Source organism: Pseudomonas sp. C6002, assembly GCF_013385805.1.
GTDB lineage: Bacteria > Pseudomonadota > Gammaproteobacteria > Pseudomonadales > Pseudomonadaceae > Aquipseudomonas.
On sequence record NZ_JACAPH010000010.1, the window covers coordinates 24,022 to 43,623 of the forward strand.

At 63.1% G+C, this 19,602-nt stretch carries 19 protein-coding genes; 8 read left to right on the forward strand and 11 right to left on the reverse strand.

Going from position 1 to position 19,602, the window contains the following annotated elements; all coding sequences use genetic code 11:
- Nucleotide 1: 1 nt before the first annotated feature.
- Entirely contained in the window at nucleotides 2-2,590 is a 2,589-nt protein-coding gene (locus HX817_RS06390) for a hypothetical protein (RefSeq protein WP_177039991.1), read from the forward strand.
- 61 nt (nucleotides 2,591-2,651) lie between these two features.
- Here HX817_RS06390 and dsbG read toward each other — a convergent pair whose 3' ends face one another.
- The 3 genes from dsbG to dsbD are packed head-to-tail and all read right to left on the reverse strand — an operon-like array spanning nucleotide 2,652 to nucleotide 5,988.
- Nucleotides 2,652-3,413 carry a thiol:disulfide interchange protein DsbG gene (gene dsbG / locus HX817_RS06395; RefSeq protein WP_177039992.1) on the reverse strand — a complete coding sequence of 254 codons (762 nt, stop codon included), beginning with the start codon at nucleotides 3,411-3,413 and terminating at the stop codon, nucleotides 2,652-2,654.
- Nucleotides 3,389-4,258: a TlpA disulfide reductase family protein gene (locus tag HX817_RS06400; RefSeq protein ID WP_087695093.1), complete on the reverse strand. Its 870-nt coding sequence runs from the start codon at nucleotides 4,256-4,258 to the stop codon at nucleotides 3,389-3,391. Before HX817_RS06400 ends, dsbG begins: the two co-directional genes overlap by 25 nt.
- Nucleotides 4,258-5,988, reverse strand: a complete 1,731-nt coding sequence (gene dsbD / locus HX817_RS06405) for a protein-disulfide reductase DsbD (protein WP_177039993.1) — start codon at nucleotides 5,986-5,988, stop codon at nucleotides 4,258-4,260. The genes HX817_RS06400 and dsbD overlap by 1 nt, the downstream gene beginning before the upstream one ends.
- A 175-nt stretch (nucleotides 5,989-6,163) precedes the next feature.
- Between dsbD and HX817_RS06410 the strand changes: the two genes are divergently transcribed.
- The 5 genes from HX817_RS06410 to HX817_RS06430 all read left to right on the forward strand — a co-directional run bounded on the left by HX817_RS06410 (nucleotide 6,164) and on the right by HX817_RS06430 (nucleotide 10,916).
- Entirely contained in the window at nucleotides 6,164-6,844 is a 681-nt protein-coding gene (locus HX817_RS06410) for a response regulator (protein WP_177039994.1), read from the forward strand.
- Nucleotides 6,844-8,163 carry an ATP-binding protein gene (locus HX817_RS06415; RefSeq protein ID WP_008431673.1) on the forward strand — a complete coding sequence of 440 codons (1,320 nt, stop codon included), beginning with the start codon at nucleotides 6,844-6,846 and terminating at the stop codon, nucleotides 8,161-8,163. Before HX817_RS06410 ends, HX817_RS06415 begins: the two co-directional genes overlap by 1 nt.
- Before the next feature lie 123 nt (nucleotides 8,164-8,286).
- Nucleotides 8,287-9,060: an N-acetylmuramoyl-L-alanine amidase gene (locus HX817_RS06420; protein ID WP_003209007.1), complete on the forward strand. Its 774-nt coding sequence runs from the start codon at nucleotides 8,287-8,289 to the stop codon at nucleotides 9,058-9,060.
- Nucleotides 9,061-9,210: 150 nt separating this feature from the next.
- Nucleotides 9,211-10,611, forward strand: coding sequence for an aspartate aminotransferase family protein (locus tag HX817_RS06425; protein WP_087695097.1), 1,401 nt, complete (start codon nucleotides 9,211-9,213; stop codon nucleotides 10,609-10,611).
- An 80-nt stretch (nucleotides 10,612-10,691) separates the two neighbouring features.
- Nucleotides 10,692-10,916: an MbtH family protein gene (locus HX817_RS06430; RefSeq protein ID WP_003209001.1), complete on the forward strand. Its 225-nt coding sequence runs from the start codon at nucleotides 10,692-10,694 to the stop codon at nucleotides 10,914-10,916.
- A 149-nt stretch (nucleotides 10,917-11,065) separates the two neighbouring features.
- Here the strand turns inward: HX817_RS06430 and HX817_RS06435 are convergent, their stop codons facing one another.
- Genes HX817_RS06435 through HX817_RS06470 form a run of 8 tightly spaced genes read right to left on the reverse strand, consistent with a single transcriptional unit; the run spans nucleotide 11,066 to nucleotide 17,220 of the window.
- Nucleotides 11,066-12,013: a metal ABC transporter solute-binding protein, Zn/Mn family gene (locus HX817_RS06435; protein ID WP_177039995.1), complete on the reverse strand. Its 948-nt coding sequence runs from the start codon at nucleotides 12,011-12,013 to the stop codon at nucleotides 11,066-11,068.
- The gene (locus HX817_RS06440; RefSeq protein ID WP_003208998.1) at nucleotides 12,013-12,912 is read right to left on the reverse strand and encodes a metal ABC transporter permease; all 900 of its coding nucleotides are present in this window, start codon (nucleotides 12,910-12,912) and stop codon (nucleotides 12,013-12,015) included. The genes HX817_RS06435 and HX817_RS06440 overlap by 1 nt, the downstream gene beginning before the upstream one ends.
- The gene (locus tag HX817_RS06445; protein ID WP_177036847.1) at nucleotides 12,909-13,655 is read right to left on the reverse strand and encodes a metal ABC transporter ATP-binding protein; all 747 of its coding nucleotides are present in this window, start codon (nucleotides 13,653-13,655) and stop codon (nucleotides 12,909-12,911) included. Before HX817_RS06445 ends, HX817_RS06440 begins: the two co-directional genes overlap by 4 nt.
- Nucleotides 13,652-14,572, reverse strand: a complete 921-nt coding sequence (locus tag HX817_RS06450; RefSeq protein WP_023659272.1) for a metal ABC transporter substrate-binding protein — start codon at nucleotides 14,570-14,572, stop codon at nucleotides 13,652-13,654. The genes HX817_RS06445 and HX817_RS06450 overlap by 4 nt, the downstream gene beginning before the upstream one ends.
- Before the next feature lie 26 nt (nucleotides 14,573-14,598).
- The gene (locus HX817_RS06455) at nucleotides 14,599-15,159 is read right to left on the reverse strand and encodes a DUF6162 family protein (RefSeq protein WP_102605703.1); all 561 of its coding nucleotides are present in this window, start codon (nucleotides 15,157-15,159) and stop codon (nucleotides 14,599-14,601) included.
- A complete protein-coding gene (locus tag HX817_RS06460; RefSeq protein ID WP_003208992.1) occupies nucleotides 15,156-15,485 on the reverse strand; it encodes a hypothetical protein in 330 nt (109 codons plus the stop codon). The genes HX817_RS06455 and HX817_RS06460 overlap by 4 nt, the downstream gene beginning before the upstream one ends.
- Nucleotides 15,482-16,021, reverse strand: coding sequence for a hypothetical protein (locus HX817_RS06465; RefSeq protein WP_008431660.1), 540 nt, complete (start codon nucleotides 16,019-16,021; stop codon nucleotides 15,482-15,484). Before HX817_RS06465 ends, HX817_RS06460 begins: the two co-directional genes overlap by 4 nt.
- On the reverse strand, nucleotides 16,018-17,220 hold the full coding sequence (locus HX817_RS06470) for a PepSY domain-containing protein (RefSeq protein ID WP_008431658.1): 1,203 nt from the start codon (nucleotides 17,218-17,220) through the stop codon (nucleotides 16,018-16,020). The genes HX817_RS06465 and HX817_RS06470 overlap by 4 nt, the downstream gene beginning before the upstream one ends.
- Nucleotides 17,221-17,471: 251 nt before the next feature.
- Here HX817_RS06470 and leuC point away from each other — a divergent pair, with 251 nt between their 5' ends.
- Nucleotides 17,472-18,893, forward strand: a complete 1,422-nt coding sequence (leuC, locus tag HX817_RS06475; protein WP_177039996.1) for a 3-isopropylmalate dehydratase large subunit — start codon at nucleotides 17,472-17,474, stop codon at nucleotides 18,891-18,893.
- A complete protein-coding gene (leuD, locus tag HX817_RS06480; RefSeq protein WP_003208984.1) occupies nucleotides 18,890-19,504 on the forward strand; it encodes a 3-isopropylmalate dehydratase small subunit in 615 nt (204 codons plus the stop codon). The genes leuC and leuD overlap by 4 nt, the downstream gene beginning before the upstream one ends.
- The last annotated feature ends 98 nt before the right edge of the window (nucleotides 19,505-19,602 follow it).

Genomic DNA, 19,602 nt, shown 5'->3' on the forward strand with positions numbered 1-19,602 from the left:
CATGCCCAAGTCATCACCGTTGACCCTTGACCTGCCCAAGCCACAGTTGGTCGAAGCCGAGGGAGAGCCCCGGGTTGACCCGCTCCAGTTGCTGGAGGGGGCTACTGTCCGGGTGTTCTACGAAGGGATGCTCAGCACCGACAGTATTGTGTTGCGCTGGCAGTCGACACCGGGGGAATACGCGCCGATTGCCTCCCAGGATGGCGTCGAAGCGGGCTCGGTCGAGTTCCACGTACCCCCGTATTACGTAGGGCTGCGCATTGATAACTTCGCGCTGTTTTCCTATGTCGTTACCCGCGATGGCGAGGAACATCCTTCCCCCGTTGCCGACGTGTTCATCAAGCTGCCGTCCAATTTGCCGCAACTGCAGATTCTGCAAGCCTCAGGCGGTGTTCTGGATCTGTCCTTGTTGTGCGGTGAAGACCCGGTTCTGCATGTCGACGCCTGGCCGTTCATCGACCCGGTTCAAGTGGCTCAGGTCTATATCGGGGGGATTTACCCTGATGGGTCCAAGGCCAGTCTCTACCCTTATGAAGATGCACCGGTAACAGAGGAGGACGTGCGCCACGGCTGGACCCGAAAGTTGTCCCGTGCCGAGCTGGCCACGCTCAAGCACGACAGTGAGCTTTATATTGCGTTCTACGTTGAGTTTTTGCCGCGTGCGGATTCCAGGCCGGTGTATCGGCTGATTTCTGGTTTGGTGTTGACGTTGCTCATCGAGCCTCATTTGGATCTCGTAGCGCCCACGGTGGTGGAAGCCACGCAAATCACACCTGAAAATCTCGTATTGAATCCGGTCAATACCCGGGACGGTGCGACCATCCGGGTCAGCTATGAGCATATGTGCCCTTGCGACTGGGTTTGCGCCTTCTGGGAAGGGACTGCCGGGGCAGGCACTCCGGTACTCGAGTGCAAGCAGGCCGACAATCGGGACGTTGTTGATTTTAATGTGCCGGCGTCAGCCATCAGCGCCAATTTCAATAAGCAGGTGTCGGTCCGCTACACCGTCCGACGGGAAGGGCAAACCTGGTCGGCGCTGCCGCGACCGGTAAAAATCCTGAATATCTCCGGCCTGCCCAAGCCGCAGGTGGAACAGGCCACGGGCAGTACGCTGGACCTCAATACGTTCCAGGGGGACGCGCAACTGACGGTGGCGGCCTATGCCTACGGCGCCTTGGGGCAGCCCTGCTGGATGTGGGTAACCGGTGAGCGGGAAGATGGCGCGCCTTATCGCTTCGATGTGCTGGATGGCGAGCCGCTCTCCGAGCAATGGCTGCAGGAGGGCGTCAGTACGCTGCTGTCCCGGCGCGACCTGCAAAAACTGGCCGATTGCAGCCGCTTTGACGTGCATTTTGCGGTGAACTTCGATGGCCGGTCCGACAGGGCCAGCGCCGAGCCGTTTCCTGTGCTGCACCTGGATATTCATCAGGAAGACCTGGTCCTGAAACCCTTGACCATTCGGGAGGCCGTGGGCTCGCAGTTGACGGTATGGAATGGCCGTGATGGCGTGACGGCACGGGTGGAATATGACCACATCAGTGCTCATGACGAGATCAGCGTGTGTTGGACACAATCGGACGGTAGTTGCCTGCCGTTGCCACCCAAGCCGGGTAACACTGATCCGAAGTACGTTGACTTCACCATTCCCCGCGAGGCTGTAATCGCTGGAAGCGGCAAAACAGTGCCCGTCAGTTACAGCGTCGCGAGCGCATGCAAGCACGTCACGTCAGCTGACCTGGAGCTACAGATCAGTGTCCCGCAGCGCTTGCCTGCGCCAGAGGTGCCGCAGGCCACTCAATTGCCCGGTGGCCAGGGGACACTGGACTTGCGCACCTTTACCGGGGATGCCGAGATTACGCTGCAAGCCTGGTGGTTCATCCTGGCGGGGCAAAAGGGCTGGCTGGAATGTACGGGAACCTTGCTCGACGGGTCGTCCCATACCCTCAAGCTGCTGGTCAATGAGCCGATCACGCAAGAGCAGGCAAACCATGGGTTGTCGCACGTTCTGCCTCGTGAGGAACTGGAAAAGTTTCGCCACAGGTCCGTATTGAACATCGTGTTCAAGGTTACGGCGGACGGCAGCTCCCATGTGAGCGAAGCAATTGTGTTCCCTGTGCTGATGTTGCTGTTGCGCAAGCAGTACAGAGACCTGACGGATTTCAACGATCAGACCTTGGGTTTATGGACCGTAGGGTCAGGCGCACCCGATGCCAGGGATATCAGCATTGAATATATGGGGACGGGACCTGACGGCAAGCCCGATTACGCAGTCAGGAATTTCACGTTTACCAATAACAGTTTCGGCCCGATCCTGCAGCGGCGCTTCTTGGATTTGGAGAGCGGTTTTACTTACCGGTTTTCCGTACGGGTTCGACGGTACAGCGTTGCGTTCGCGACGCCCAAGTTATCGTTGCGCAAAGACTCCATTCAACAAACACCGGTGGAAGAGTTGGTTGACCTGAACTGGCACACACTGAGCTTCACCTTTACGCCAACCATCGCTCCCGTGCTGCTGGAAATCTATAGCCATGAAGGCGCTACGAGCGGCAACGATTGGTACATGGATGATTTCCTGGTCGAGGGGATTTAATCCGCGCTGAAAAGACAATGCCCGCTTCGATGCGGGCATTGTCTTTACAGGCTAGGGCTGATTATTTCGGACCGAGAATCTTCACCAGCTTATCCGGCGACGGCGCTCCTTGCTGTTGCTGCAACCCACCCTTGTCATCCAGATAGAAAATTGCCGGCGTGGCCGACAACTCCAGTTCGTCCATCAGCTTCATATTCGAATCAAGCTTGGCCTGGATATCCGCCGGGATCTTCTCCAGCGCCTGCAACTTGCTGCCTTTACCGGCCGACTCATGGGCTTCCAAGGCCTGTTGCGGGTCCTTGGCGGCAAACAGCGCGGCCGACTTGCCCGGGCTGTCTTCACGGATAATCCCCACCATGATGTGCCGCAACTGTACCTTGCCCGACTTCACCCACGGCCGTGCCTGTTCCCAGAACATGTTGCAGTACGGGCAGTTCGGGTCGCTGAACAGGTACACGATGCGCGGCGCGTCCTTGTTGCCGTCCTGGATCCAGTTGCTGTGTTCAATCTTGGCCCAGACTTCCTTGGCCATCGGCGCATACACCAGTTTCTCCAGCGGCGCGGTGCTCAGGTCATTGCCGTCGGCGTCGTACAGGTTGCCGGCGATCACGCTTTTGCCGTCTGCGGTCAGGTACAGCGCCATGCCGCGGTTCTGGTATTGCGCCGCATAACCCGTGAGGCCGCTGGGCGCATCGAACTTGCCGATGATCTTGGCCCCCTTGGCCTCGATGTTCTTGATCGGCGCCGGCCAGTCTTCGGCGTGGACCAGGCTGGCGGCCAGGGTCAGGGGCAGGAGTGTCAGCAGGTGGCGGAGGCGGAGCATGGCGAATTCCTTGTGGTGGCCGGCAAGGCCGGTTTGGCGGGGGTCGGCTCGAAGCGCTCCATGGCGCGGGCCAGGCTGGCCTGTGAGAGTTCGCCCAGGTGGCTGTTGATCAGGCGACCATCAGGTTGGTAGAAGAGGGTGGTGGGCAAGGCCATGGAGCCGACGGCCTGGCCCAGGCGGCCGCTGGCGTCGAACAGCACGTTGTCCAGGTTCAGGCCCTGGGTCGCCAGATAGGTGGCGACGCTTTGCATGCTTTCGGCCTGGTTGACGAACAGGAAGGTCACGTCCGGGCGCTGGCGCTGGGCACTTTCCAGTACCGGCATTTCGCGCCGGCACGGCGGGCACCAGGTGGCCCACAGGTTGATCACCAGCGGGCCGCCCTTGTAGTCGGCCAGTTGCACGGTTTCGCCATTGGCGTTGCGCAGGGCAATGTCCGGCAGGTGCGTGCCTTTTTCGTAGAGGGTCAGGGACAGGCTGGTCAGGGCCCAGAACGCCAGGCCGGTGATCACGCCGGCGCTCAGCGGCTTGCGCAGCAGCGGGCGGCGCCAGCCGTAGATCAGCGCGCCGATGATCAGCACGATCACGCCGGGCCAGGCGAGAAAACCGCCGTCGCGCAGGTCGACGATTTGCAGCGGGTCATTCTGGTAGTACGACCAGTACATCAATACGAAGCTGACGCGTGCGGCGAGCATACCCAGCAGAAACAGGGTGAACAGCACCGACTCGGGGTTCTCGCCGCCGCGCTTGGCCACCCGCCAGCCCACCAGGGTGGCGAGGATCAACGCCGTGATCAGCAGCAAGTGATTCAGGGCGATGGCGAAGGTGCCGATGGTCAGTGTCAGCATCAGAGGGCTTCCCGGGCTTGGGTCCAGCGTTGCAGGAAGGCGGCGGCGTCGACTTCGCCGGTGATGCGCTGGGCGCGGCGCTCTTCACCGTCGGGGCCGATCCAGACGAAGCTCGGCGGGCCGGGGACCTTGTAGCGGCCCAGCAGCTCGCGGCTGGCGGCGTTGTCGGCGGTGACGTCGAGGCGCAGCAGGCGCACATCCTTGAGGGCGTCCAGTACCTCGGGTTTGCCGAACACCTGTTTTTCCATGATCTTGCACGACACGCACCAGTCGGCGTAGTAGTCCACCAGCACCCATTGGCCCTGGGCCTTGGCGCTGTCGAGCTGGCTTTGCAGCACGGCCGGGTCGTTGATGGTCATGAAGGCATCGTGGACGGTGGGAGCACCGGCTACCCGCGAGCCGCTGTAGACCTTCAGCGGTTGCCACAGGTCGTCGCTGCCGCCGGCCGCGCCGATCACCAATACGCTGCCCCAGAGGCCCAGCACCAGCGAACCGGCACCGAACAGCATGGCGGTACGCCCGAAATCGTGGGCCAGGCGCCAGCCGCAGTAGGCCATGACCAGCGCCAGCACACCCCACAGGCCGAGCCACAGGGTTTCATCGACCACCGGGCGAATCATCAGCACGGCGGTGGCGAGGAACAGGAAACCGAAGATGCCCTTGAGGATATTCATCCAGGTGCCAGGCTTGGGCAGGAAGCGGTTGCCCACGGTCACCAGCAGCAACAGTGGCACACCGATGCCGATGCCCATGGCAAACAGGATCAGGCCGCCGTGCAAGGCGTTGCCGCTTTGGGCGATGTACAGCAGCGCGCCGGCCAGGGGCGCAGTCATGCACGGGCCCACCAGCAAGCCGGACAGGGCGCCGAGCACGCCGGCGCCTACCAGGCTGCCGCCGCTTTGGTTGCGGCTGACGTTGTCCAGACGGTCGCGCAGGAAGGCCGGCAGTTGCAGTTCAAAGAAGCCGAACATCGGCAGGGCGAGAATCACAAACAACGCAGCGAAGCTGCCGAGGATCCACGGGGTTTGCAGCAGGGCGGCGAGGTTGCCGCCGAGCAGCGCAGCCAATACACCGAGCGCGGCATACACCAGCGCCATGCACACCACGTAGCTGGCGGCCAGGGCAAAGCCGCGCCGTGGGCTGGCGCCGCTGCCGACCACAAGGCCGGCGAGGATCGGCAACATCGGCAGGGAACACGGGGCGAAGGCCAGCAGCAGGCCCAGGCCGAAGAACACCAGCAGGCTCCAGCCCAGGCTGCGTTGTTGCAGGCCGCTGGCCAGGCTTTGGTCCTGGGCCTGGCCGGTGGCGGCGACGGCAGGGTTGCCGCCCAGGTCCACGGTGATCGATTGCGGCGGGTAGCACAGGCCGGCATCGGCGCAGCCTTGCCAGCCGAGCTTGACCTGGCCGGTGGCGCCAGCGGGAATCTTCACTTCCAGGCCCTGGCGATAGACTTGCTGCTCGCCGAAGAACTCGTCGCTGTGGGCTTCGCCCTGGGGCAACGTCGGCTTTTCGGCCAGGCCATCGAATTTCATGCGCTGCTGGTACAGGTAGTAACCGTCGGCAATCTGCCAATACAACTGGGTTTCGCCGGAGGCCAGACGCTCGGAGGTAAAGGTGAAGGCTTTGCCTACCGGGAGGAAGTCGGGTTTGGTCTCGAATGGATTGTTGCCAGGCGCGGCCTGGGCGAATCCAGCAAACACTACCAGCAGAAAGATAAACAGATGCCGCATGATCAAGCCTTAGTTCGAAGCAAGTGGGACACACAATGTGTGGCGTTGATTAACCGATGATTAACCGGGCTATCCTAGAAAGAAGCGATTATCCGGGATTCTTGGCGTTGGCGGCATAATGCACGCTTAATCCACTGCCTTTTTAATCACCCTCACATTTTGCAAAGGGTTCACCATGCACGTACTGGTCTGTGAAGACGACGAGCTGATCGCCAGCGGTATTGTTGCCGGGCTCAGCGCCCAGGGCCTGACGGTCGAGCGCGTCGGCACGGCTGCGGCTGCCCGGGCGATGCTCAAGGTGGCGGAATTCGACGTGATGGTACTCGACCTCGGCCTGCCGGATGAAGACGGCTTGAAGCTGTTGCTGCAACTGCGCAGCCAGGGCCTGGAGATTCCAGTGCTGATCCTGACCGCACGGGATTCGGTGACCAACCGCGTCGACGGCCTGCAGGCCGGTGCCGACGACTACCTGCTCAAACCCTTCGACCTGCGCGAACTCGCCGCACGCCTGCACACCCTGTTGCGCCGGGTGGCTGGGCGCAGCGTCAACCTGATCGAGCACGGGCGCCTGACCTACAACCCCAGCAGCCGCGAAACGTTGCTGGGCGGTGAGTCGGTGGACCTGTCCCGCCGCGAGCAGGCGCTGTTGCAAGCCCTGTTGCAAAACCGTGGTCGGGTGCTCTCCAGCGAGCAGCTCAAGGACAGCGTCTACGGCCTGAACGACGAACTGGAAAGCAACGCCCTCAACGTGCACATCCACCACCTGCGGCGCAAACTCGGCAACGGCATCGTCGAAACCGTGCGCGGCCTGGGCTATCGCCTGGGCCCGGCTGACGGTGGAGAGGACGCTTCGTGATGAGCCTGCGCCTGCGGCTGACCTTCAAGCTCGGCGCAGCCTTCGTGCTGATCTGGGTCCTGGCCGCCGCGTGGATGCTCAACGACCTGCGCAACCAGATGATGTTCTCCCTCGACCAGCGCCTGGTGGCGTCGGCGCGCATGGTGGCGGGGCTGATGGAGCAGATGCCCGGCCTCTCCAGCACGGGGGAGGGCGCGCACTTCAGCGCCGAACAATTGAACGTGCCAGGCGGTATGGCGTGCCAGGTCAGTTCCTTGCGCGGCGTGGTTTTGGCCCGCAGCCACACCACGCCGGACCAGGGCCTGGAGTCGCGCAAGAGCGGCTTTCGCGACCAGATGATTGATGGTGTGGGCTGGCGCAGCTTTACCCTGTCCCGTGGCGATTTGTTTATCACCACCGCCGACCGGCAGGTGGAGCGTGAAGCGTTGAACCTGTCGATCCTGCTGGCCGCCTCGGTGCCGGTGGGCGTGGCATTGTTGGGCTGCCTGTGCCTGTTGTGGCTGGGGATCGGCCAGAGCCTGTTGCCGCTCAACCGCATGCGTGACGCCTTGATGCGCCGCAGTGCCGACTCCCTCGAACCGTTGCAGATCAGCCCGCTGCCCAGCGAACTCAAGCCACTGCTCGACACCCAGAACCAGTTGCTGCAGCGCATCGCCAAGACCATCGAACGCGAACGCCGCTTGACCGGTGACGCGGCCCACGAACTGCGCAGCCCGTTGACCGCGATCAAGACCCACCTGCAAGTGGCGCGCATGACCGAAGGCGCCGCCCGTGACCAGTCCCTGGCCCATGCTGAAGAGGGCGCCGACCGCTTGCACCGCACCCTTGAGCAGTTGCTGCTGCTGGCGCGGGTCGAAGGCAGCCTGTCGTTTGATGACGGCCTGCAATCGAGTGCCGAGCAAGTTGCGCAACTGGCGATCCAGGATGCCAACGGCGGCGACAATCAGCGTATTGACCTGATCCTGGCAGACGGTTTGTCCGAAAAACCTTTGGAAATGCCGGTGGGCCTGGCCGTCGCGGCCCTTCGCAACCTGCTGGACAACGCGTTGCGCCACACCCCGGCCGATACTCGGGTGGAGCTGAGTGTGTCCAGCGCTGGCGACAATGTGGTGTTCCGGGTGCGTGACCATGGCGCGCCGATTTCCAGCGAAGACTTGCAACACTTGACCCAGCGCTTCTGGCGCAACGGCAACAGCCCGGGTTGCGGCCTGGGGTTGGCGATCGTCCAGGCCATCGTGCAGCGCTGCTCGTGCTCCCTGAAATTCGACAGCCAGGCCGATGGCATGCGCGTCGACCTGGGCATGCCGTTGCGGCGCTGAAACCTTCTTTTCACAGCACACATAGCTACCGCCATCCTCAAGCGCAACGCTTCAGGATGGCGGTCATTTTTTTGTGTTTGAACCGGCTGAATGACTCGGCCTGTGTTGAAAAGGACAGCCCCTATGTTGGTTATCGATTCCACGTATCCCGCAAACGACTTCAATGAGCGCAATGGCCAGGCCGTGCGCCAGGTGATTGTGCATTACACCGCCGCGCCCTTTGCCTCGTCATTGCGTGCACTGACCCGCGACGGTTTCAGTGCCCACTACCTGTTGGCCGACCCCCATGACGCCAGCTACCGCGCCGCCGGCTATGACGAGTTGCGGGTATTTCGCCTGGTGGACGAAGCGCAACGCGCCTGGCACGCCGGCACCAGCCACTGGGCCGGGCGCGATAACCTCAACAGCCGCTCCATCGGCATTGAGATCGTCAACCAGGCCCGGGATGACGCCGGTGTGTTGACCTTCCCGGCCTATGGCGCAGAGCAGATTGACGTGTTGATCGCCTTGATTCGTGACATTCAGGTGCGTTACCCGGCGATCGGTCCTACCGACATCCTCGGGCATTCCGACATTGCCTATTGGCGCAAGAGCGACCCCGGCCCCCGCTTGCCATGGCGCTGCCTGTTCGAGGCGGGCGTGGGGGCCTGGTATGAAGAGGTGGCCAAGATGGCCTATCAACGTCGGTTCGACATCGGCCTGCCGCCAGAGGTTGAGGTGGAGCGGGCGTTCCAGCGCTACGGTTATGCCCCGGCGAAAAATCGCCTGGGTTTCCAGCAACGTGTCCGTGCGTTCCAGATGCATTTTCGGCCCTCTGACTACAGTGGGCGGCTGGATGCGCAGACCTGCGCGATCCTGTATGCGTTGAATGAAAAATACACCGGGGTGGCCGGGTAAATCCGCTAAAGCTGTTTTTAACGACCACAGGTGTAAATCCTCCCTTCGCTGATGCGTTTCCAGAACAGGAAATCCGTGCGCGGCCCTTGGGCCTGGCGCCAACGGGTGGGCAGTTTGGTCACCATCATCAGCGTATTGAGGGATCGAGAGATGTCAGTCGCTACCAGCCGTATCGAAGAGACCCAGGCGGTCCCTGCGGAAACGCTTTACCAGTTCGATGAAACCCCGCTGCTGGCCCGCCAGCGTCAGCAGGAATCCAATGCCCGCAGCTACCCACGGCGCATTCCCCTGGCGCTCAAGCGCGCCCGAGGGATCTATGTCGAGGACGTCGAAGGCCGCAGCTTTATCGATTGCCTGGCCGGTGCCGGCACCCTGGCGCTGGGGCACAACCACCCGGTGGTGATCGATGCCATTCGCCAGGTGCTGAGCGATGAATTGCCGTTGCACACCCTGGACCTGACCACGCCGGTCAAGGACCAATTCGTGCAGGACCTGTTCGGCCTGCTGCCGCCGGCGCTGGCGCAGGAAGCCAAGATCCAGTTCTGCGGCCCCACCGGCACCGATGCGGTGGAGGCCGCGCTGAAACTGGTGCGCACCGCCACCGGGCGGAGCACGGTGTTGTCATTCCAGGGCGGTTATCACGGCATGAGCCAAGGCGCCCTGAGCCTGATGGGCAGCCTGGGGCCGAAGAAGCCACTGGGCGCGTTGCTCGGCAATGGCGTGCAATTCCTGCCATTCCCGTACGACTACCGTTGCCCGTTCGGGCTGGGCGGCGCGGAAGGGGTCAAGGTCAACCTGCATTATCTGGAAAACCTGCTCAACGATCCCGAGGCCGGTGTATTGCTGCCGGCGGCGGTGATCGTCGAGGTGGTGCAAGGCGAGGGCGGCGTGATCCCGGCTGATCTCGACTGGCTGCGCGGCCTGCGGCGCATTACCGAGCAGGCTGGCGTGGCGCTGATCGTTGACGAAATCCAGAGCGGCTTTGGTCGCACCGGCAAGATGTTTGCCTTCGAACATGCCGGCATTGTCCCGGACGTGGTCGTGCTGTCCAAAGCCATCGGCGGCAGCCTGCCACTGGCGGTGGTGGTGTATCGAGACTGGCTCGACACCTGGTTGCCGGGCGCCCATGCCGGGACCTTCCGTGGCAATCAGATGGCCATGGCGGCCGGCTCGGCGGTGATGCGTTACCTCAAGGACCACGACATTCCCGCCCACGCGGCCGCCATGGGCGAGCGCCTCGGCGAACACCTGCGCATCCTGCAGCGCGACTTCCCGCAGTTGGGAGACATTCGTGGCCGTGGGCTGATGCTCGGTGTGGAACTGGTGGACCCCGCCGGTGCGCCTGATGCCCAGGGCCACCCGCCGGTGCATCGCCAACTGGCGCCGCTGGTGCAGCGTGAATGCCTCAAGCGCGGGTTGATTCTCGAACTCGGCGGGCGACACGGCAGCGTCGTGCGTTTCCTGCCGCCGCTGGTGATTACTGCCGCAGAAATCGACCGTGTGGCCGAGATTTTTGGTCGCGCCCTGGCGGCGTCGGTCACCAGCCTCTAATTTTTTATCGGGCTGGCACGTTCCTTCTTACATCAGCTGTGCGTGGTGCGCAGCCAGCCTTACACCGACGGAGAACAGCAATGACCTCAGTATTCGACCGCGAAGACATCCTGTTTCAGGTAGTGGTCAACCATGAAGAACAATATTCCATCTGGCCCGACTACAAGGCCGTGCCGGAAGGCTGGCGCACCGTGGGCAAGAGCGGGATGAAGAAAGAGTGCCTGGCCTACATCGAAGAAGTGTGGACCGACATGCGCCCGCTGAGCTTGCGCCAGAAGATGGATAGCCAGGCACTTGCCGGCTGACCCGGACCTCGGGCATAACACCGACTCAAATGTGGGAGCGGGCTTGCTCGCGAAGGCGTTGTTTCAGTCACCGTATGTGTTGACTGTCACACCGCATTCGCGAGCAAGCCCGCTCCCACATTTACTGTGTTTCGCCGGTGAGAGGCGCGTTACAGCGCCTTGATCACCTGATCCACATTGCCTTCCAGTTCCGCCACCGGGTCGGCGCCATCGGTGCCCAGCACCAGCAACTTCGCCCCGCCCGCCGTGACCGCCGCCTGCACTGCATCGCTTGGCTTGCGGTGATGCAGCACCACGGCCACCTCATTCTCCTTCAAGCCTTCGCTCAGTTGCTGCAACGCCTCGGGTGTCCACTCGGTATCCGCCCTTGCATCGGTGCTGACCAGCTCCAGGTTCAAGCCACTGACGAGATAACCAAAGTGATCGCTCAAGCTGGCCACCGTCAGGTTATCGGCCTTGGCCAGTCGCGCTTCGCTGTCGGCGGTGAGCTTGAGCAAGCGTTGCTTGAGCGCGGCCAGGTTGGCTTCGATCTGCGGCTTGGCCTCGGGTGCCAGGCGGCTCAGGTCGGCGGCCATCACATCGGCCATGCGCCCCATGTTGTTGCTGGCTTGCCACGGCTGGCTGTTCAGGCCGTCGGTGGCGCCCGGCTGCACGGCAATCCCCGGCAAGCCGCCGTCCACCGGGCGCGCGGCGTCGACTTCGACGATGCGGATATTGCTGCGCCGGGCCACCGGGTACAGCGGGTCGTCGGGCCACAGCGAGCGCAGGCCGATGGCTGCATCGGCGTCCAGCGCCAGGGTGTTCAGCGCCTGCGCACCGCGCCCGGTGAAATAGGCGACTTGCCGCGAGCCGGGCAGGTTGGCCGGTGCCGCGCGCTCAAGCTGCACATCAGTGCCTTTGAGCAACACCTGCGCCAAGCCATAGGTGATCGGCAAGGCGGCGAGGACTTTCACCGGTTTTGTCGCCTTGGCCTGGTTCAAGGCAGCATGGCCAACGCCTTGGTTGGCGGTGATCTGTAGTGGCTTGACGCCGTCGGCGGCGAATGCCGGTGTGACAATGGCCAGGGCCAGAAGCAGTGGTCGAAACATCGGGCGCATTATCCAAGATTCCCTTTCAGGCTGGGGACCGTGCCGCGGGCGATGGCGGCGAGGGCGAAGGCGATACCGGCTACCAGGATGATCGCGGCACCGGACGGAATCGGCAGGTCGAAGATGATCGGCAGCAGGATCCCGCACAGGGTGCTGACGGTGGCGATCACCACCGAGATCCAGAAGAAGCCCTTGAGCGATTGGCTCAACAGGCGTGCGGCGGCCGCCGGAATCACCAGCAACGCACCCACCAGGATCGCACCGATGACCTTGACCGCCGCCACGGTGATCAGGGTCACCAGGATCACGAACAGGTAGTCCAGGGTCTTCACCGCCACCCCGCGCACCGCTGCCAACTGCGGGTTGAAGCTGGCGAGCATGATGCGGTTGTACAGCGGCAGGGCCAGGGCCATCACCAATGCGCCGACAATCGCCAGCACCAGCAGGTCATTGCCGTTGACGGTCAGCACCGAGCCGAACAGCACGTTTTCGAGAATGTGCACGTTGATCTTGCCCGCCAGAATCAGCAGCAGGCTCGCGCCCAGGGCCAGGGACACCGAGAGGAATACACCGATCAGCGTGTCCGGCGCCAGGCCGGTGCGGTTGCGCAGGTAGTTGAGCAGGATTCCGAACAGCAGGCAGTAGCCGAACAGGCTGCCGTAAGGCCCGGTGTAGGGTTCCCCCAGCAGAATGCCCACGGCCACGCCGGTCAGTGCGGCATGGCCCACGGCTTCGGAAAAGAACGCAAAGCGCTTGACCACCACCAGGGTGCCCAAACCGCCCAGCACCGGGCCGATCAGCAGGCCGGCGAGCAGGGCGTTGACTACAAATCCATAGGCCAGCGCTTCCGGCAGATACCCGGAAGACGCCCAGCCCTGGACCATCAGGCGAAAGGCTTCATAGCTCATAAGGCCGGGCTCCGTGGGTGGGTGGAGAACAGGGTCAGCAGGCGGTCCGGGGTCAGTGCCTCTTTCGGCGTGGCGTCGAACAGCACACGGCGGTTCAGGCCGGTGACGCGATCGGCCAGGCGGCCGACGGCTTCCAGGTCGTGTTCGATCCACAGCACGGTGATCCCGGCCCGGCGCCAGTCGTTCAGCAGCCGCTCGAACACCTGGATCCCGGCTTCGTCCAGCGCCGACATCGGTTCGTCCAGCACCAGCAATTGCGGTGCCGGGATCAAGCCCTGGGCCAACAGCACCCGCTGGCGTTCACCGCCAGACAGCGCACCCATGCGCCGCTTGCGCTTGTCCTGCATGCCGACCCGTTCCAGTGCGTCGCCAATCGCGGCGGCGTAATGTTTGGACAGCCCGAGAAACGCCGGACGCCGCTGGCACATCGCGGCCATGAAATCGTCGACGGTCATCGGCAAGCCCCGGTCGAACTCCAGCGCCTGGGGCACGTAGCCGATGGTGCCGGGTGCATCCGGCCAATGCAGGCTCAACTGGCCCTGGTGCGGCGTTTGCCCCAGCAGGGTCTTGATCAGCGAGCTTTTGCCGCCGCCGTTGGGGCCCACCAGCGCATGGATGCTGCCGGGCTGCACCTGGAAACTCACTGCATCGAGGATCACCGTACGGCCCAGGGTCAGCGCGACGTTATCGAAGTCGACGGTCGGGCCAACGCTGGCCACACTCAGGTGTTCAGCCGCCGTCATGCCCCGGACTCCTGAATCGCCCGCACCACGGTGTTGAGGTTGCCGGTCATTTCCACTTCGTATTTTTCCGCGCTGTAGTCGCCATAGGAAATATGCGACAGCGGGTACAGCTTCACCCCGGATTCACGCTGGATGGTGTCGACGTAGCTGGACGGGAAATCCATCTCCGAGAAGATCACTTTCACGTCCAGTTCCCGCAGTTGGTCGATGGTCTTCTTCAACTGGCTGGGGCTCGGCTCGATGCCGTGGGCCGGTTCCACCACGGCGGTGACTTCCAGGCCGAATTCCCGCAGCAGGTAGTCATATGCCGCGTGCACGGTGGCCACCCGCAGGTCGGGGTTGGGCGCGCTGGTGAGCTTGGCCAGGGCGTCGGCGCGCATCTGGCGCAGGCGCTTGCCGTAGGCGCGGGCGTTCTGGGTGTAGGTCTTGGCGTTGTCCGGGTCGAGCTTGCCCAGTTCCCGGGCAATGTTGTTCACCTGGGCAATCGAGGCGCTGATGGACAGGAAGGTGTGCGGGTTGACCACCTTGCCCGCACCGCGCGCAGCGTTGCCGGTGGCGGCCAGCAGCGGCACGTTGGCGTTGGCCTCGATCACCGGGATGTCCGGGCGCTCGCTGGTGGCGATCATGCGGTCGGCGAAATCGTCATGGCCGACGCCGTTGAGCACGATCACATCAAGGGTGCCGATGCGTTTGATGTCTTCGGCGCGGGGTTCGTAGGCATGGGGATTGAAACCGGCCGGAATCAGCGGGACAACTTCAGCCTTGTCGCCGACGATATTGGCGACGTAGCTGTAATACGGGTGCAGGGTGATGCCGATGCGCAGGCGCTTTGCCGGGTCGGCACTGGCGAACGGGGCCAGCAGCACGGTGATCAGGCCGACCAGCACCAGACGTAATAATGGAGATGAAATAGACATGGTCTTCTCTCGGCTGCAACGTGAATTCAGTGACGATGCTGGCGGGTGACACCGGCATCGAATTGCGCGACTACCTGCTGCCAGCCCGCGCTGATCAGCGCCTGGTCAGTGAGGTCGGTGGGGGCGGTGAGGTGGGCGCTGCGGTTGAGCCAGATATCCGGCTCGGCGCCGCGGATGCGCATCAACAGCGAACCGCTGAGGTCCGGCGTCTGGCTCAGGCCCAGATAGGCCGCGTCCAGCAACTGCCAGCGGTGGTCGCCACGGCTCACCGAACTGGCGTCCTGGGCGAAGGGCGCGAAGCCCTCTTCGGCCAGCTGTTCAGGCGTCGGCAGGGCGCTGTGTTCCTCCTGCAGCAAGTGGATTTCATCCAGGGTCACCCGCAGGTCGGCGTAGATGCCTTGCTCGGCGGCGCTGAGGTCGCGGCGGGCGTCCAGTTGGTGGCTGGGCACGGCGGCGATCTCCTGGCTTTCACCGCGCAAGGCCACCACCGTGCCGGCAACGGCGAGGATGATCAGGCACAACAGCAGGACATACAGGGTTTCGTGCCCGGCACCGGCCGGGCGCACGACTTGGGTTGTACGGCTCATTGGGGCTGGATATCCGCTTGGTCGATTTCCACCACGTGGCCGGGGCCGGCATCAAACAACACGTAGAACTCGGCGGAGGGTTTCTTGAAGGTCAGCTTCGAGTCTTCTCCCAGCTTGCCTGGCACCAGGATGGTCTCGTCGTAGCCGATCACATCCAGGGTCACGCCGGGGGCACCGCTGCCATCGGAGAAACCACCGGTGCACTGGATCTGCTCGCCGGCGATTTCCTTGCATTCGCACATCGGGTTGTGGGCGAGGGCGACGGTACTGAAACCGGCACTGAGGATCAGCGCGCCAACGGTGCGGGCCAGTTGCGGCAAAGTCATGGTTTAACTCCTCGTTTTTTCAGCCAGTCGATGGTGGCCGGCGATGCCTGGCTCAAGGGAATGGAGGCCTGGTGCATGGCGCCGTCCCAGCCTTCCATGGTGATCCACACTTCGGCGTCCAGCGGGGTGCGCTCAGGGATCGGCAACGCGGCGCCCATGCGGTATGGGGTGCCAAAGAAAATCACCCCGGCCGCCCGCAGGCTGCGGGGCTTGCCGATACGCAGGTAGGTCGCCTTGACCTGGTCGATGCACGTGGCACACAGGGCAGCGTTGAAGGATTTCATCGGGCCTGCCGGGTCCGGGCGCGGCGGCTCGTTGCGTAGTTCGGCGAGCTTCAGGCTCCAGGGGCCGACCTGTACTTCGCCGATCTCCCGTTCGCCCAGGCCGCTGTCGCCGCGAAACAGTGCCGCGTCGGCAAAGTACTTGGGCATGAAGCCCAGGGGCACCAGCAACAGCAGGATATTGATGTGGAAGCGCCATTTGAGCCAGAAGGCCCGCAGGGGCGAGGGGGGTTGAACCGTCATGGCCTTGTTCATGGGGTGGCCTCCGTGGTCTCAGCCTGCAAGGCCTGGGTTTTCGCCGGTTGACGGGCTGCCTTGGCTTCGCGTTTCAGCGCATTGAGGGTGGCTAGGGCCGTGCGTTTGGTCCAGATCAGCAAGCCGCTCAAGACCATCATGCTCAGCACCAGGCCGAAGAAGGCCCAGATCAGCTTGATCCAGATCCCGCCAAAGTCCCCGGTGTGCAACGGGCGCATGGATTCGGTGACGAACTCCAGGGCCGAACGGTCGGACAGCAGGTGCGAGGCGGCGATTTCGCCATTGTACGGGTTGATTTCCGCGGTCTGGAACATCAGCGGGTACCAGCCACGCCCGCCGATGCGCAGGTGGCTGTAGGCGTTGCTGGGCAGGCTCACGAAGCTGGCCTCAAGCCCGGGAATGCGCTGGGTGGCGATGTTGATCGCCTCGTCCAGGGGAATCATGGGCGCCGGTACGCCCGGGGCGGACATCGGCACTTTGTCGCGGGCAATCGCCGGGACGATTGGCTCGCTGGAAATGGTGATCTGGTTATCGCCCAGGATCGCCTGGATCAGGAACCAGGTGCCGGTGATCGAGATCACCGCGATAAACCAGATCGACCAGATGCCGCTCAACCGGTGGAAGTCGCCCCAGAAAATCCGCGCTCCGTGACGAATGCGCAGGGTCGGCCTGAAAAAACCTTTCCAGAAACGCTTGTAGACCACGAGGCCGGTGACCAGCGAGGCCAGCAGCGGCAAGCCCAGCAGCGAGACCAGGTACCAGCCCCAGCTGTAGCCATTGGTGAAAGGCACCAGCCACCAGCCATGCAGGGCACGGGTAAATTGCTGGAAGTTGAACGATGGGCTGATGCCCTGGATCACCCCGGTGTATGGGTTGACGTAGACCTCCAGCGAGCGCCCGTCGGGGTAGCTGAGGTCGGCGCTGAGGGCGAAGTGCGATTCGTCCGGGCGGCTCAGGGATTCGACGATCACCTGGGGTTCGGCGCGCTTGATGGCGCCGATCACCTGGTCGTAGGTGAGCGGTTCGGCATCGTCCGACGGCTTGCTGGCGCGGATGTCCGGGTTGGCCAGCCAGACGATCTCCTGGCTGACCACCGCCAGGGTGCCGGTGACGCAGACGATCAGCACAAAGAACCAGATGGGCAATGCCAGCCAGCTGTGCACGAGAAACCAGAGTTTTGAGCGTGACTTCTTCGACATGTGAATGAGGGTCTTGATCGGAGGGAGGCGGTAAAGGCCCGGAAAACGCCACCCGTAGCTTTTGCTGACGCGAGCGGCTGTATCTAAGTTAAGACGGATGAGAAACACAAAACCCTAAGGCGGATATGAAAGTAAATGTTTCAGATACGCATTCATGCACCACGAAACATGTTCCGAGCCATCACCAAGGCGGGATTGATGGGGCGGGGGCGCTGCCTATGATGGGGTCATACCGTTGAGCGAGCCCCATAATGACTTCTGCCAGAACCCTCTACGACAAACACATCGATTCCCACACGGTGTGCCGCCTGGATGACCAGGGCCATGTGCTGCTGTACATCGACCGCCAGGTGATCAATGAATACACCAGCCCGCAAGCTTTCAGCGGCTTGCGCGAGGCGGGCCGTGGTGTGTGGCGGCCCGGTACGGCGCTGGCGGTGGTCGACCATGTGAACCCCACCACGCCCAAGCGCATCGCGACCATGCCGGATGCGGGCGGTGCGCGCCAGGTGTCGTACCTGGCGGAAAACTGCCGGGATTTCGGGATCGAGCTGTTGGATATCCTCGACAAGCGCCAGGGCATCGAACACGTGATCGCCCCGGAACAGGGTTTTATCCTGCCGGGCATGGTAATCGCCGCCGGCGACAGCCACACCACCACCTACGGTGCCTTGGGCGCGTTCGGCTTTGGCATTGGCACCTCGGAAATCGAGCATTTGCTGGCCTCGCAAACCCTGGTCTACAAGCGTCTGAAAAGCCTGCGTGTGACCGTGGACGGCGAACTGGCCCGTGGGCTGACCTCCAAGGACGTGATCATGGCGCTGATCGGCAAGATCGGTGCCTCGGGTGCCACCGGCTACGCCATTGAGTTTTGTGGGTCGACCATCGATGCCCTGAGCGTCGAGGCGCGCATGACCATCTGCAACATGGCGGTGGAAGCCGGTGCACGTGGAGCCTTCATGGCGCCGGACGAAAAGGTCTTCGCCTACCTCAAGGGCAAGCCACGCGCGCCGAAGGGCGAGTTGTGGGAACGCGCCCTGGTGGGCTGGCGCCAACTGCACTCGGATGCCGACGCGGTGTTCGACCTCGAAGTGCAGCTGGATGCCGGCGCCCTTGAGCCGATGGTCACCTGGGGTACCAGCCCCGACCAGGCCGCGCCCATCGGTGCCCGCGTGCCGGACCCGCAAGACATCAGCGACCTGATCCTGCGCCAGGACATGCGCCGTGCCTTGAACTACATGGGCCTGGAAGCGGGCATGCCGTTGAGCGACATTGTGATCAGCCACGCGTTTATCGGCTCCTGCACCAACGCCCGCATCGAAGACCTGCGCGACGCCGCCAGCGTGGTGCGCGGCAAGCACGTGGCCGACCATGTGCGGGCGATGATCGTGCCGGGCTCCACCGAAGTGCGTGACCAGGCCGAAGCCGAAGGCCTTGCCGCGATCTTTATCGACGCCGGGTTTGAATGGCGCCAGTCGGGCTGCTCGATGTGCCTGGCGATGAACGACGACGTGCTGGAGCCGGGCGACCGCTGCGCTTCCAGCACCAACCGCAATTTCGAAGGCCGCCAGGGCGCGGGTGCCCGCACGCACCTGATGAGCCCCGCCATGGTCGCCGCTGCGGCCATCACTGGCCGGCTGACGGATATTCGCCACTTTGGAGACCGCACATGAGCTTGCAACCCTTCACTCGGATCACCGGCAAGGCGGCGCCGATGCTGGCGGCCAATATCGACACCGACGTGATCATGCCCAAGCAGTTTCTCAAGGGCATCGACCGCAACGGGCTGGATCGCGGGTTGTTCTTTGATTTGCGCTTTTTGCCCTCGGGTGAGCCTGACCCGCAATTTGTGCTGAACCAGCCGGCCTGGCAGGGCGCGAGTTTTATGGTAGTGGGGCCGAACTTCGGCTGTGGTTCCAGCCGGGAGCATGCGGTGTGGGGCCTGAAGCAGATGGGCATTCGCGCGTTGATCGGCAGCAGCTTTGCGGGGATTTTCTATGACAACTGCCAGCGTAACGGGGTGTTGTTGATCACGCTGGAGGAGGCGGTGTTGCAGCGGTTGGGGCAGATGGTGAGTCAGCCTGAGCAGGCGCAGATCAGTGTGGACCTGGAGGCGCAGGAGATCCTTTTGGCGGACGGGCAGGTGATTGCGTTCCAGATCGATACGTTGCGCAAGACTGCGTTGTTGTTGGGGTTGGATGCTATTGGCACGACGTTGCAGCGCAGTGAGCAGATCAAGGCGTTTGAGCGGGAGCATTTGGCGGCCAATCCCTGGCTCGGGTGATGGGGCTGTAGTTGCAGGTTGGCTGCTCCGCACTGCCTGCGTTCGGCCTCGGGCTGGATGGGGCAGTCAGATCAAAATCAAGAGCACAGCGGCCTCCC

Excerpts from the sequence above, each read along its gene's own strand:
- HX817_RS06390 (WP_177039991.1), top strand. The coding sequence starts at position 2 with ATGCCCAAGTCATCACCGTTGACCCTTGACCTGCCCAAGCCACAGTTG.
- dsbG (WP_177039992.1), bottom strand. The coding sequence starts at position 3,413 with ATGCTCCGCCTCCGCCACCTGCTGACACTCCTGCCCCTGACCCTGGCC.
- HX817_RS06400 (WP_087695093.1), bottom strand. The coding sequence starts at position 4,258 with ATGCTGACACTGACCATCGGCACCTTCGCCATCGCCCTGAATCACTTG.
- dsbD (WP_177039993.1), bottom strand. The coding sequence starts at position 5,988 with ATGCGGCATCTGTTTATCTTTCTGCTGGTAGTGTTTGCTGGATTCGCC.
- HX817_RS06410 (WP_177039994.1), top strand. The coding sequence starts at position 6,164 with ATGCACGTACTGGTCTGTGAAGACGACGAGCTGATCGCCAGCGGTATT.
- HX817_RS06415 (WP_008431673.1), top strand. The coding sequence starts at position 6,844 with ATGAGCCTGCGCCTGCGGCTGACCTTCAAGCTCGGCGCAGCCTTCGTG.
- HX817_RS06420 (WP_003209007.1), top strand. The coding sequence starts at position 8,287 with ATGTTGGTTATCGATTCCACGTATCCCGCAAACGACTTCAATGAGCGC.
- HX817_RS06425 (WP_087695097.1), top strand. The coding sequence starts at position 9,211 with ATGTCAGTCGCTACCAGCCGTATCGAAGAGACCCAGGCGGTCCCTGCG.
- HX817_RS06430 (WP_003209001.1), top strand. The coding sequence starts at position 10,692 with ATGACCTCAGTATTCGACCGCGAAGACATCCTGTTTCAGGTAGTGGTC.
- HX817_RS06435 (WP_177039995.1), bottom strand. The coding sequence starts at position 12,013 with ATGCGCCCGATGTTTCGACCACTGCTTCTGGCCCTGGCCATTGTCACA.
- HX817_RS06440 (WP_003208998.1), bottom strand. The coding sequence starts at position 12,912 with ATGAGCTATGAAGCCTTTCGCCTGATGGTCCAGGGCTGGGCGTCTTCC.
- HX817_RS06445 (WP_177036847.1), bottom strand. The coding sequence starts at position 13,655 with ATGACGGCGGCTGAACACCTGAGTGTGGCCAGCGTTGGCCCGACCGTC.
- HX817_RS06450 (WP_023659272.1), bottom strand. The coding sequence starts at position 14,572 with ATGTCTATTTCATCTCCATTATTACGTCTGGTGCTGGTCGGCCTGATC.
- HX817_RS06455 (WP_102605703.1), bottom strand. The coding sequence starts at position 15,159 with ATGAGCCGTACAACCCAAGTCGTGCGCCCGGCCGGTGCCGGGCACGAA.
- HX817_RS06460 (WP_003208992.1), bottom strand. The coding sequence starts at position 15,485 with ATGACTTTGCCGCAACTGGCCCGCACCGTTGGCGCGCTGATCCTCAGT.
- HX817_RS06465 (WP_008431660.1), bottom strand. The coding sequence starts at position 16,021 with ATGAACAAGGCCATGACGGTTCAACCCCCCTCGCCCCTGCGGGCCTTC.
- HX817_RS06470 (WP_008431658.1), bottom strand. The coding sequence starts at position 17,220 with ATGTCGAAGAAGTCACGCTCAAAACTCTGGTTTCTCGTGCACAGCTGG.
- leuC (WP_177039996.1), top strand. The coding sequence starts at position 17,472 with ATGACTTCTGCCAGAACCCTCTACGACAAACACATCGATTCCCACACG.
- leuD (WP_003208984.1), top strand. The coding sequence starts at position 18,890 with ATGAGCTTGCAACCCTTCACTCGGATCACCGGCAAGGCGGCGCCGATG.